Consider the following 12142-nt stretch of genomic DNA (forward strand, 5'->3'; position numbering starts at 1 on the left):
AGCCCTGCCCGGCGCCTGTCCACCGGCGCCCGTTCCAGCCGCGGCGACGCCGCGTCGAGAACGCGATCCCCCACCCCGCACCTGACGAGACGTCAGCAAAGTGGGCATTGAGTCAGCATCGGCCTGACTGAACCCGGTTACAGATGGCCGCACCCGAAACTCGCGGCCGATCACCGGAGCCATCACGCTGCGGCAGGGACGTCCCATCAGAGCGATGGATCGCAGACCGTCCAAACAGCAATCCACCGGGACTCGGCGCGCCCGCCTTGGGTGCATAGCCCCAGGTCAGCGTGCCCTTCCCCGTGGCTTCAGCGGCAGTTGGGGAAGCTCGGGCGCGGCAAGCCGATCGCCGTCGTAGCCGTGCACCTCGCCGAAGCGGGGGGTGTTCTCCCAGTCGCTCCGCGCCTGCTGGATCTCCTCACCGGACCGGCCGATGAAGTTCCACCACATGACGATCTTCTCCTCGAACGGTTCGCCGCCGAGGAGGAGGACGGCGGCGTCGGTGCGGGCGAGGAGGGGGAGTTCGCGGCGGCCGCAGCCGAGGTAGAGCATCGAGCCGGGTTCGACGCGGACGCCGTCGACGTCGACGCTGCCGGACATCGAGAGGACGGCGTACTCGAAGTCGGGCACCAGCGGGAGCCTGAGGTCGGCGCCCGCGGTGAGGGCGAGGTCGGCGCCGACCAGGGGGGTGTGGGTGGTGCCGGGCGAGGTGGCGGTGTCGAGGGTGCCCATGATGACGGTGCCGCGCAGGCCGGGGGCGGCGACGACGGGCAGTTCGGCGTGGTGCTCGAAGGCGGGGGCGGTGTGCCGGTGGGCGTCCGGGAGGGCGACCCAGAGCTGGGCGCCGTGCAGGAAGCGGGCGTGCTCGCGCGGGGACTCCTCGGAGTGGGAGATCGCCCGGCCGGAGGTCATCAGGCCCAACTCGTAGGGGCGGACGGTCTGCAGGCTGCCGAGGCTGTCGCGGTGCAGCACCTCGCCCTGGTGCAGCCAGCTCACCGTCTGCAGGCCCATGTGCGGATGCGGCGGGACCTGCATGCCGGGCTCGTCGGCGATGTCGTCCGGGCCGTAGTGGTCGACGAAGCACCAGGCGCCGACCATCCGGCGGCCCAGGTTGGGCAGCAGCCGGCGCACCATGGTGCTCTCGCCGAGCTTGACCTGACGACCGGTCAGCAGTTCCTTCACCGGACCGGTGCCGGCCTCACCGCCGCAGCGGGTCGGTTCGGGCTTGAGATCGAGGTTGCTCATGTCGCGGGTCCACCACCGTACGGATCGGGGCCGGCCGGGGCCGGGGGTCGTCGCCAACGATCATCCACCAGCCGGCCCCGTTCCTCCACCCGCGGCCCGCGTCCGGCCGCCGCGCGCCCCGCCGCCATGCGGTCAGGCGCCATGCGGTCAACCGCCTCGGGCGGCGAGCGCGTGGCCGAGGAAGGAGACGACGTCCGGGAGCACCTTCCGCCAGTACGGCGCGTCGTGCCCGCCGGGGGTGAAGCGGGCCTGGACCGGGTCGCCGGTCAGCTCACGGGCGGCGGCGCAGAACGGGTCCTCGGTGCCGCACCAGACACCGGTCGGGCGGCCGTGCGGCTGGTCCTGGTGGAGCAGCGGCTCGTGTGCGCGCCAGTCGGCCTCGTCCCGGAACACGCCCACCGCGTCGGCGTCGGCCCAGCTGCGGAACAGCGCGGGGCTGAGCACCGCCACCGGCCCGAAACCGGCGCCCCGGTTGCGGGCGTAGCGCAGGGAGCCGAAGCCACCCATGGAGATGCCCATCGCCGCGTCCGGCGCGCGCAGGCCCTGCCGGGCGAGCCGACCGGGCATTTCCTCCAGCAGCATCCGCTGCGGGTCGTCGCCGGACGCTGTGCGGCGCCAGTACGTGGCGTCGCCGCCGTCGACGGCGACCACCGCGAACGGCGGGACGCCGGACGCGAAGGCCGCGTCCAGGATCGCCGGCAGCCCGAGGTCCGTCCACGCCCGGGCGGTGGCACGGCGGCCGTGCAGGGCGACGCAGACCGGAAGGCCGGCGGGGCGGGCGACGCCCTGCGGGACGATCGTGATCATCGTGACCAGGGCGCCGCCCCGGGCCGCCGAGCGCTCTTCCTCGGTGCGCAGCGAGGGGCCGGAGGGAGCGGGGCCGGAGGGCAAGCGGCCGGAGGGCCGGCGACCGGCGGAGAGCGCCACGGCCGCCCCGGCACCGGCCACGGCGAGCCCGCCGGTCCCGAGGGCGGCCCTCAGCAGTCGGCGCCGCCCGGGCGTCCCGGGGCCGAACCCGCCCGGGCCCACCCCGTCTGCGGCCGCACCGCTCCCGCGGCCACCACCACCGTCATCGTCCAGGCCCACGCCGCCCCTCCCCCACCCTCAGCCGACCGGCACCTCACCATGTCCATCCCCGTCGGTCAACACCCCGACACCCCGACGCCACAGGCCGGGGAGAAGGAGACGAAGACGGAGCCGCGCGACGCCGCCCCCGCCGCTCAGTGCCCGCAGGTCCACCAGGCCTCCGCCGTCGCCGAGTCCGCGAGCGCGCGCAGGTCGCGCACGGCGCCCGCCGGGTCCTTCGCGCCGTACACCGCCGAGCCGGCCACGAAGACGTCCGCCCCGGCCTCGGCACAGCGCTCGATGGTGCTCGCCGAGACGCCGCCGTCCACCTGCAGCCACAGCTCCAGGCCGTGCTTGTCGATCAGCTGACGGGTGCGGCGGATCTTCGGCAGCATGATGTCCAGGAAGGCCTGGCCGCCGAAGCCCGGCTCGACCGTCATGATCAGCAGCATGTCCAGCTCGGGCAGCAGGTCCTCGTACGGCTCGATCGGCGTCCCCGGCTTGAGCGCCATGGAGGCGCGGGCGCCCTTGGCCCGGATCTCGCGGGCGAGCCGGACGGGTGCGGCGGCGGCCTCCACGTGGAAGGTGACGGACCCGGCTCCGGCCTCGACGTACTGCGGGGCCCAGCGGTCCGGCTCCTCGATCATCAGGTGGCAGTCGAGCGGGATGTCGGTGGCGCGGGCGAGCGACTCGACCACCGGAACGCCCAGCGTCAGGTTGGGCACGAAGTGGTTGTCCATCACATCGACGTGCAACCAGTCCGAGCCCTTGACGGCCTCCGCCTCCTCCGCGAGCCGGGCGAAGTCCGCGGACAGGATGCTGGGGTTGATCTGCGCCATTTCCGTTGCCTTCACAGGAGGGTAGGGGTGCCGGGAGCTGGCACCCGGCCCCATCATCTCGCGGGCCGCCGGCGCGAAGTGAACAGTGAGACCTCCCCGTGACCCTCGTCACACCCCGCCCGGGGTTATCGTGACCGCCGCCGTGGTCATCAGCCCTGTACAACGACCCCGCCTCCCGTTCCTGACCCCCGCCCCATCCCCGTCCCCCCGAGGAAGGTCTTCCGTTGGCCGATCTGGTCCATCCCGCCCGGGCCCTGTGGTGGCTCTTCGAGCCGGTGCACGCCGTCACCTACTTCTCCCCCGAGGGCCGTGCCGCGTTCGAGGAGGCCGGCCTGCGCGGCGGCTGGCGCGGCTACTTCGCCGGCCGTTCGGCGCCGCTGGGCGCGGTGGACGCGGCACCGGTGATCGCCGCGTTCTTCAGCTTCGCGCCCGCGACGGTCGAGCGCGCCCTGCCGGACGTCTGGTCCCAGGCCGGACCGGACGCCGCGCTCGCCGCCCGGCTCGACGGCTCCTCGGCGGCGCTCGCCCGGCTGCTGGAGCACGTGAAGCCGGAACAGGTCGAACTGGTGGCGGACCTTCTGGAGCAGGCCGTGGCCCGCCTGGACTGCGCCGGTCGGGTGCTGGCCGCCGCCAACACCGCCCTCCCCCGGCCCGAGGGCCTGTACGGGCGGCTCTGGCAGGCCGCCACGGTGATGCGCGAGCACCGGGGTGACGGGCACGTCGCCGCGCTGGTCTCGGCCGGGCTGGACGGCTGCGAGGCGCTGGTGGTGCGCTGCGCCCTGGACGTCCGCCGCGAGGTCCTGCAACCGCTGCGCGGCTGGAGCGACGAGGAGTGGGAGGCCGCCGCCGCCCGGCTGGTCGAGCGCGGCTGGCTGACCGAGCGCGGGACGATCACCGAGTGCGGCCGGATCCGGCACCAGTCGCTGGAGGCCGCCACCGATCTGGCCGCCGCCCGCGTCTGGGAGCACCACCCGCGCGCCGAACTCGACCGCCTGGCCGCCGCCCTCAAGCCGATCTCGGCCCTCTGTCGCGGCTCGATGCCGCCCATCAACCCGATCGGTCTGCCGGCCGCCTCGGCGTAGCAGCGGCCCTCAGCCCTCGGGCGGGCCCAGGACGATCCCCCGGCCCGCGTAGAAACGCTCGAACCGCCGCCACGGCACGTGCGCGAAGGCCTGCGACTCGCCCGCGAACCCGGACGGGTTGTGGATCACCAGCGCCGTGCCCGTGGTGCCGACCGCCAGTACCAGGTGCCCGCCCCGCCGTCCGGGTTCCGGCCCGTCCGGGTTCCGGATCGCGGGGTGCACCGACACCATGACGAGCCGCCCGCCGGCCACCTCCGCCGCGATCTCCTCGGACGTCAACTCCCTTGCCTGCGCGGCCAGTCCCCAGCGATCCCGCGCGTACGCGGCGAACGGCGTGTGGATCAGGCCGCGCAGCCGCTCCCCGTCCCTGACGTACGCCCCGGCCGCCTGGCACTCCCCCACCAGCCCGACCGCCGCCGGCGCCACCCCCCACCAGTGGTCCAGCGCCATCCGCAGGCAGGCCACCCCGCAGAGCCGCCACGACCAGTACTCGTACTCCTCCGGCGTGGCCGCCCCCGACTCCCCCCACCGCGGATCGTCGGCCGCGCTCACCGCCCCCGTCACGATCTCCCGGACCAGCCCCGCGGACTCCCACTGCGCGTAGTACGGCACGTCGTGCACGACCGCCGCCCCGCCGCTGCCATCTGCCATGCCCCGACGCTCTCACGCCCCCCGGGCACCACCACCGCGCGACACCCACTCACCCGGAGTGCCCTCGCCGGCCTGCCCTCCGCAAGGGCACCGCGCCACCACCGGCGAGGAGCCGACGAATCCGAGGACGACCTCGTCGGCCGTCGAAGTCCGTCCCGCATCCGGAATCGCCGGCAGGACGCCCGAGCGCCAAGGATCACGACTTGCCGTCAGCGGCGGCGGCCAGCCGGGTCACCCGACTCCCAGCAGCCCGCACAACCACGATCGGATCACGCAGTTGATGGCGAAGACCCTGGGCTCGGTCAGGACTCCGAACGACACCAGCAAGGCGCCGGCGATCGACTCCCGCCCGAGTCGGGCCGATGCGCGGCCCTCCTCGACCTCTGCACCCAGATCCCCCCCGGCGGTCCTCCGACGTCTCCTCGGTATCAGCCCAACAGCTGCCGAACGATGGGCCGCCGGGGCCGCCGGGACCGCATACGCGACGGAAGTCGCTCGCCGATCGTGAGGGTCCTACTGGATGCTCCAGCGGTGCGGGTGGTCGGGATTCCCGGGGCAAGCGAAGATGTTGAGCTCGCCCCAGCGGCCCACGGTGACCTCCGTCGGACTGGCGTCCGGGTGCGGGGGCAGGCCTTGTTCCTCCACCGGTTTCCAGCTGCCGCTACCGCCGTCCCACTCCGAACTGTCGATGGTCAGCAGCAGGTGCATCGGTGTCGCGCAGGTGAGACAGTCCATGGGAGCCGGGTCGGTGGCGTGCCAGGAGGCGAAGCCACCGACGCGCCAGCCCGGTGGGATCGACAGGTCGTACTGGTAGCCGACCACCGCTGCGGCATCCTCGTCCGCCGATTCCTCGGCCTCCTCCAGGGCCTCCTCCCAGGCATCGATCCGGGCGCGCAGGTCCTCCGGAAGGAGGCCGGCGAACGGGTAGGTGGCCACCTGCTCCGGATGCAGCACGCACGGCTCCGGCACGTACCCCTCATAGCCGACGACCTGCGGCTGCGGCGGTGCGGTCAGCACGTCGGTGACCTCCCACGACCGGCGCCAGCGAAGGTCGAGCAGCATGCCGGCACCGCTTGGGCCGTGTGCGTCGAATGGACACCAGAACACCTGGAGCAGATCGCAGTCATCCGGCCCGGCCGGCAGGTCGGGGATTTCTCTCCGGTACAGCTGCGCAAGGCCGATCAGTGGCAGCGGATCGGCCGCAGTAGCCTCCTCAACACGGTGGCGCCGGTCGAGTTCCTTGAGCAGCTGCCGTTCTTCGTCGGTGGGGCCGGGGTTCGGTTCACGGCGCCATGCTGATGCCAGGATCCGGCGTCGCTGGTGGATGTCAGCCGGCCGTTGGCCACGTGCGTGGCTGTGAGGCTCGGTGCACACCGGCCAGGGTTCATTCGACGGCCACAGCAGCGGGCCACCTACGGAACTCGCCGCTACGTCCGGTCGCCCCGGGCTCGGATGGAGCCGGGTGGTGGCGCCTCGGTAGGCCGTCAGCTCCGGGAAGAGCGCCTCGACATCGAGTGGGCGCGGCGGTGTGGTCCTCGACATGTACGTGACCTTAGACAGCTGTCAGCCACCGTGATTCAGCACCCCCTCGGACAACCACCTGCACATCACGGCTGTCGGAGCCGTGGACACAACCGCTGTTCCCAGCGGCCCGAACAGTCAGTGATCAGGCTCCGAATGAGCACGTCTGTCGTACCGTCGGCCAAGTGGGCGATCTGTGAAGTCTTTTGGGTGGTTCCGGCCCACCCGGGGCGGGTTCGCTCGGCCCAGGCGGCCACCGGGGGGCCTGCTGCGCCCAGGCCTGCGAAGAATGCGCCGAGGAGCAGCCATCCCGGGTGTCCGAGCGCAAGGACCGCTCCGGTCAGGATCACGGGGGCGAGGGCCTGGCCTGCGTCGAAGCCGACACCGAGGAGGCCCTGATATTGCCCTTGGGCATGGTCGGGTGCGAGGCCGAAGCCGAGCGCGAAGCCGGCCGAGGACTCCCACACCTCTCCGACGCTGTGGATGCACACGGCAAGGACGGCGAGTGCCGGCGCGACCCAGGCGGGAACATCGGCTGTCAGTGCCGTCAACGGGCAGCTGACGAGGAACAGGAGCCCGGCGAGGCGGAATGCGCGGCCGCCCTGCCGTGGGGTCTCCACCTTGGAGCCGAGTCTGCTCTGCAGCAGCACGCAGACGCCGCTGTTGGCCGCGTAGACCACTGCCACGGTCCAGCGCGGTGCGTCGGTGTGGGCGGTGAGCCAGACCGGCAGCAGGAGGGAGACGGTTTGGTACTGCAGGCCCATGGCACTGTAAGAGCGCGACGAAGGACACGTACGGCCGGTCGGCCAGGACGGACCACTGACGGTGCTCCTCGGGCCGGGGCAGAGGCCGGTGGTTCGGGACGCCCATGAACACGATCAGTCCGGCACAGGCGAAGCTGGCGGCGTTGGCGAGGATCAGCCCGGTGTGGGCAGGGCGAGTGTTGATCTGGATGGCGAAGGCCGCACCCAGGGTGCCCATGACGACGCCGAGATTGACGAACGTGCGGAGTCTGGCCCGGAAGGCGGCCGGGCGTTCACCGCCGACCCTTGCGATGAGCGCACCGCCCGCGGCGCCGCTTGCCGTGGCAGCCAGCCGGTCCAGTGTGGCGACGAGCGTGAACGCGAGCCAGCTGTCGATGAAGACGAAAGCCGCCATGGTGACGGCCTGCAAGGCGAGGGTCGTCAGCCAGATCGTGCGTGGTCCGTACCGGTCGGCCAGATTCCCCGCCGGTATGCCGGCCGCCAAGCCGCTGAGGCCGGCGATCGTCAGACCCGCTCCGACCTGTGTGGCGGGCAGGTGCACCACGAGCGTGAAGTAGAGGATGGCAGCGGTGTTGAAGAGACCGTTGCCCACCCTGCTGACGAAACTGGCGATGATCAGAGCTCGCTGCGGACCGGAGGCCGGCCCGCTGGGTACCCGTTGCTTGAACCCCCTGATCATGTCGATCAGGCTGACAGTGGCGTCTCTCCAGGGCTCCGGTCCGCTACGTCGACGGCAGCGGCTGCGAGTGGCGCCGGCTCCCGGCCGGCCCGCGCCCGGAAGGGCCGCGCCCGGGGTGCGGGCGCGGCCCGGGTGGGCCGGTGGTCCGGGCGCGTCCGCCGGATCTACCAGGCGTAGTCCTCCGGGGCGGGCTGGTGGCCGGGGAAGATCTCGTCGAGGCGGTCGAGGGTCTTCTGGTCCAGGGTCAGGTCCAGGGCGCGGAGGGCGCCGTCGAGGTGGTCGAGGGTGCGGGGGCCGACGATGGGGGCGGTGACGGCGGGGCGGGTGAGGAGCCAGGCGAGGGCGATGTCGGCCGGGTCCTCGCCGAGTTCGGCGGCGAAGTCCTCGTAGGCCTGGATGCGGTCGCGGTTCTCCTCCAGGATCTCGCTCGCGTGGGCCATGGCGCCGCGGACCCGGGAGCCCTCGCGTTCCTTGCGCAGGACGCCGCCGAGCAGGCCGCTGCGGAGCGGGGACCAGGGCAGCAGGCCGAGGCCGTAGAACTGGAGGGCGGGGATGACCTCCAGTTCGATGGCCCGGTCGAGCAGGTTGTAGAGGGACTGCTCGCTCACCAGGCCGAGGAAGTGGCGGGAACGGGCGGCTTCCTGGGCCTGGGCGATGTGCCAGCCGGCGAAGTTGCTGGAGCCGACATAGATGATCTTGCCCTGGGCGACCAGCACCTCCATCGCCTGCCACACCTCCTCCCAGGGCGTGTCCCGGTCGATGTGGTGCATCTGGTAGAGGTCGATGTGGTCGGTGTTCAGCCGGCGCAGGCTGCCTTCCACCGCGCGGCGGATGGCGAGGGCCGAGAGCCGGCTCTCGTTGGGCCAGTCCCCCATCGGGGCGTACGCCTTGGTGGCGAGCACGGTCCGCTCGCGGCGGCCGCCGCCCTGGGCGAACCACCGCCCGATGATCTCCTCGGTGCGACCCTTGAGATTGCCCTCGTTGTCACGGCCGTAGGCATTGGCGGTGTCGAAGAAGTTGATGCCCCGCTCGTGGGCGGTGTCCATGATCAGGTGGGCGTCGGACTCCTCGGTGTGCGGGCCGAAGTTCATGGTGCCCAGGCACAGTCGGGAGACGGTCAGGCCGGTGCGGCCGAGATGGGTGAACTCCATGCCGCCCACCATCTGTCCCACCGGCCCCGCTGTCCAGCTCATTTCACCGGAGCGGCGGAACAGCGGCGGATCCGTACCGAAACACGCCGGTCCGCGCGCCCATCCGCGCCCCTCCGCGCCAACGCCCCGCCCATCCGTGTCAGTTCCGTGTCAGTTCCGTGTCGGTCCACGCCGGGGCCCGGCGGATCACCGCCCGTGCGTGACGAACTTCCGTACGGCCAGCGGGCCGAAGACCGCCAGCAGCAGCGCGCTCCAGAGCACGGTGGCGGGCACCGCGTGCTGCATCGGCCAGGACGGCCCGGGCGCGGACGGGTTGCCGAACAGTTCGCGGCAGGCCTGCACCACCGCGCTGACCGGGTTCCAGTCCGCGATCACCCTCAGCCAGCCGGGCATTCCGCCGGTCGGCACGTACGCGTTGGTCACCATGGCCAACGGGAAGACGGCGACGGCGAGCTGGCCGGCCGCCTCCTCCTTGCCGACCATCAGGCCGAGGCAGGTCCCGACCCAGGTCATCACGAAGCGGAACACCAGCAGCAGGCCGAACGCCCCCGCGGCGTCGGCGAGTCCGCCCCGGATCCGCCAGCCGGCCGCCAGGCCGACGGCGGCCAGCAGCGCCAGCACCAGGACGCTGACCAGCAGGTCGGCCAGGGTCTGCCCGAGCAGCAGGCCGGTGCGCGAGACCGGCATCGAGCGCAGCCGGTCGGTCACGCCGCGGCCGACGTCCCGGGCGGCGCCGACCATGGTGGGCATGACGCCGTTGACGGCGACCATCGCGAACAGGCCCGGCATCAGGAACTCGCGGTAGTTCCCGCCGCCCGGCACGGCGATGGCGCTGCCGAACACGTACCCGAACACCACCACCATCACCACCGGCACGCCCAGCGAGGCGGCCAGCAGGCCGGGCGAGTGGCGGTAGTTGAGCAGGATCCGGAGCATCGAGGACCAGGTGTCGCTCACCAGGCGGCTCGGGGCGGACAGGACGGGCGGCGCGGTGCAGACGGCCATCAGAGGACCTTCCCCGGGGAGTGGTCGGCGGTGCGGTCGGAGACGCGTTCGGCGGTACGGCCACCGGCCCGGCCGGCCGAACGGCCCGCGCCACGGCCCGCGCCGCGGTCGGCGGTGAGCGCGAGGAACACGTCGTCCAGCGAGGGCGGGCGCAGCGCGACGTCCTGCGCCACCACCCCGACCGCGTCCAACTCCCTCACCAGGGCCGGGAGCAGCACGTCGGACCCCGGCGCGGTGACGACCGCGACCGTCCGCTCGGCCGGGTCGACCACCGCCTCCCCGCCCGCGAGCGCGGACAGCACCACGGCGGCGGTGCCGAGCTGGTCCGGGTCCGCGAGGGTGACCGAGAGCCGGGTGCCGATCGCCGCCTTGAGCCGGTGCGGCGGTCCGGTGGCGATGGCGGTGCCGTGGTCGACGACGACGATGTCGTCGGCGAGCCGGTCGGCCTCCTCCAGGTACTGGGTGGTGAGCAGCACGGTGGTCCCGCCTGCGGCCAGCTCCTTGACGGCGTCCCAGATCTCCTGGCGGCTGCGCGGGTCGAGCCCGGTGGTCGGCTCGTCCAGGAAGAGCAGCGGCGGGCTGGTGACGAGGCTGGCGATGAGGTCGAGCCGGCGCCGCATGCCGCCGGAGTAGGTGCGGACGAGCCGGTCGCCGGCCTCGGCGAGGCCGAAGCGTTCGAGCAGTTCGTCGGCCCTGGTCCGGGCGGTGCGGGCGCCGAGGTGGTGCAGCCGGCCGAACAGGCGCAGGTTGTCGCGGCCGGTGATGCCCTCGTCGACGGCCGCGTGCTGCCCGGCCAGCCCGATGCTGCGCCGGACGGCCTCGGCCTCGCGCACCACGTCGTGGCCGGCGACGCGGGCCGTGCCGCGGTCGGGGGCGACGAGGGTGGCGAGCACGCGGACGGCGGTGGTCTTGCCGGCGCCGTTCGGGCCGAGCAGTCCGCAGACGGTGCCGGCCGGGACGTCGAGGTCGAGGCCGCGCAGGGCCTCGGTGGTTCCGAATCGTTTCTCCACGCCCACCATTTCGACGGCGGGCCGGCTGGTTTCCGGCATGGCTCTTGCCCCTCTCTAGGTACATCGTACGTAGAAGTGCGCGCGACCGCATCCTACTACGTACGCCGTACGTCTCTAAGATGGGAAACCGAGGTGATCGTCCAGTGCCGTCCAGCAAGCCCCCCGCCGGTGAGTCCGCGCCCCCCGCAGCACCCGCCACGCCCGAGCCACCCGAGGCGCCCGAGCTGATCTGGCTGCGCCCCGAGCGCACCGGGCGCGGCCCGAAGCCGGCCCACAGCCGCGCCTCGATCGCCGCCGCCGCGATCGCGATCGCCGACGCGGAGGGCCTGGACGCGGTCTCCATGCGCCGCGTCGCGGCCGCGCTCGGCGCCGGGACGATGTCGCTGTACAACTACGTGCCGAAGAAGGAGCACCTGCTCGACCTGATGCTCGACGCGGCCACCGCCGAGTACGACTTCCCGGCGACCCCGGCCACCCCCGCCGACGACTGCCGCGAGGGCCTGTACCGGCTCGCCCACCAGCAGCTCGCCATCATGCGGCGGCACCCCTGGCTGCCCGCGCTGGTGATCGCCCGCCCGGGCATCGGCCCGAACGCGTTGCGCTACACGGACCACTTCCTCGCCGTCACGGCCCCCACCGGGCTGGACGGCACCACCCGGATGGAGGCCCTGGCCCTGCTCAACGGGTTCGTCTGCCAGTACGCGCAGTACGAGCGGACGGCCGCCGCCGGGGCCAAGTGGCAGGGCGAGCTGGTGGGTTACCTCACCAGGGCCGCCATGAGCGGCGACTACCCCCACCTCGCCGCCGCGTTCGCCACCGCCGGCCCGCCGGCCGACCCGGACACCGCCTTCGACCGGGCGCTCCACCGGGTGGTCACGGCGATCCTGGCTCCCGCGCAGAGCGGTTGACGCCATGTGAGACTTTCATGGCGTGCCGGTTCCGGTGGCACGCGTCTGCCCCCCCCCAGAGGTGTGAAACGTTGGAGCCCCGGGGGGGGGGGGGGGGGGGGGGGGGGCACCCGGCGGGGGGGGGGGGGGGGGGGGGGGGCGGCGGGGGGGGGGGGGGGCGCCCCCCCGCCCCCCCCCCCCCGGCACGTGGGGTGTGGTTGTTTGAGGGGTGGGGGTAGTTTT

At 73.1% G+C, this 12142-nt stretch carries 11 protein-coding genes and 1 pseudogene; 2 read left to right on the top strand and 10 right to left on the bottom strand.

Annotation, left to right across the window (positions count from 1 at the left end):
- Nucleotides 1–285 precede the first annotated feature (285 nt).
- From ACIP82_RS05410 to rpe, 3 genes are all read right to left on the bottom strand, one after another.
- Nucleotides 286–1245 carry a pirin family protein gene (locus ACIP82_RS05410; RefSeq protein WP_400651110.1) on the bottom strand — a complete coding sequence of 320 codons (960 nt, stop codon included), beginning with the start codon at nt 1243–1245 and terminating at the stop codon, nt 286–288.
- A gap of 147 nt (nt 1246–1392) precedes the next feature.
- Nucleotides 1393–2331: an alpha/beta hydrolase gene (locus tag ACIP82_RS05415; RefSeq protein WP_400651112.1), complete on the bottom strand. Its 939-nt coding sequence runs from the start codon at nt 2329–2331 to the stop codon at nt 1393–1395.
- Nucleotides 2332–2465: 134 nt separating this feature from the next.
- On the bottom strand, nt 2466–3149 hold the full coding sequence (rpe, locus tag ACIP82_RS05420) for a ribulose-phosphate 3-epimerase (protein WP_363612224.1): 684 nt from the start codon (nt 3147–3149) through the stop codon (nt 2466–2468).
- A gap of 224 nt (nt 3150–3373) precedes the next feature.
- Here rpe and ACIP82_RS05425 point away from each other — a divergent pair, with 224 nt between their 5' ends.
- A complete protein-coding gene (locus ACIP82_RS05425) occupies nt 3374–4231 on the top strand; it encodes a hypothetical protein (protein ID WP_400651115.1) in 858 nt (285 codons plus the stop codon).
- A gap of 9 nt (nt 4232–4240) precedes the next feature.
- Here ACIP82_RS05425 and ACIP82_RS05430 read toward each other — a convergent pair whose 3' ends face one another.
- The 7 genes and pseudogenes from ACIP82_RS05430 to ACIP82_RS05460 all read right to left on the bottom strand — a co-directional run bounded on the left by ACIP82_RS05430 (nt 4241) and on the right by ACIP82_RS05460 (nt 11051).
- Nucleotides 4241–4882, bottom strand: a complete 642-nt coding sequence (locus tag ACIP82_RS05430) for a C39 family peptidase (protein ID WP_400651118.1) — start codon at nt 4880–4882, stop codon at nt 4241–4243.
- 513 nt (nt 4883–5395) lie between these two features.
- On the bottom strand, nt 5396–6424 hold the full coding sequence (locus ACIP82_RS05435) for a hypothetical protein (protein WP_400651121.1): 1029 nt from the start codon (nt 6422–6424) through the stop codon (nt 5396–5398).
- Nucleotides 6425–6489: 65 nt separating this feature from the next.
- Nucleotides 6490–7167, bottom strand: a complete 678-nt coding sequence (locus ACIP82_RS05440; protein ID WP_400651164.1) for a hypothetical protein — start codon at nt 7165–7167, stop codon at nt 6490–6492.
- 85 nt (nt 7168–7252) lie between these two features.
- Nucleotides 7253–7846: pseudogene (locus ACIP82_RS05445) on the bottom strand (MFS transporter); the annotation flags it as partial.
- Nucleotides 7847–8010: 164 nt separating this feature from the next.
- Entirely contained in the window at nt 8011–8997 is a 987-nt protein-coding gene (locus tag ACIP82_RS05450) for an aldo/keto reductase (RefSeq protein ID WP_363612212.1), read from the bottom strand.
- Between the two features lie 186 nt (nt 8998–9183).
- Nucleotides 9184–10002: an ABC transporter permease gene (locus ACIP82_RS05455; protein ID WP_400651124.1), complete on the bottom strand. Its 819-nt coding sequence runs from the start codon at nt 10000–10002 to the stop codon at nt 9184–9186.
- The gene (locus ACIP82_RS05460; protein ID WP_400651125.1) at nt 10002–11051 is read right to left on the bottom strand and encodes an ATP-binding cassette domain-containing protein; all 1050 of its coding nucleotides are present in this window, start codon (nt 11049–11051) and stop codon (nt 10002–10004) included. Before ACIP82_RS05460 ends, ACIP82_RS05455 begins: the two co-directional genes overlap by 1 nt.
- A gap of 104 nt (nt 11052–11155) precedes the next feature.
- Here ACIP82_RS05460 and ACIP82_RS05465 point away from each other — a divergent pair, with 104 nt between their 5' ends.
- Nucleotides 11156–11920 (top strand): TetR/AcrR family transcriptional regulator, encoded by a 765-nt coding sequence (locus ACIP82_RS05465; RefSeq protein WP_400651127.1) that lies wholly within the window; start codon nt 11156–11158, stop codon nt 11918–11920.
- The last annotated feature ends 222 nt before the right edge of the window (nt 11921–12142 follow it).

The sequence above is a fragment of the Kitasatospora sp. NPDC088548 genome, assembly GCF_044753005.1.
GTDB lineage: Bacteria > Actinomycetota > Actinomycetes > Streptomycetales > Streptomycetaceae > Kitasatospora.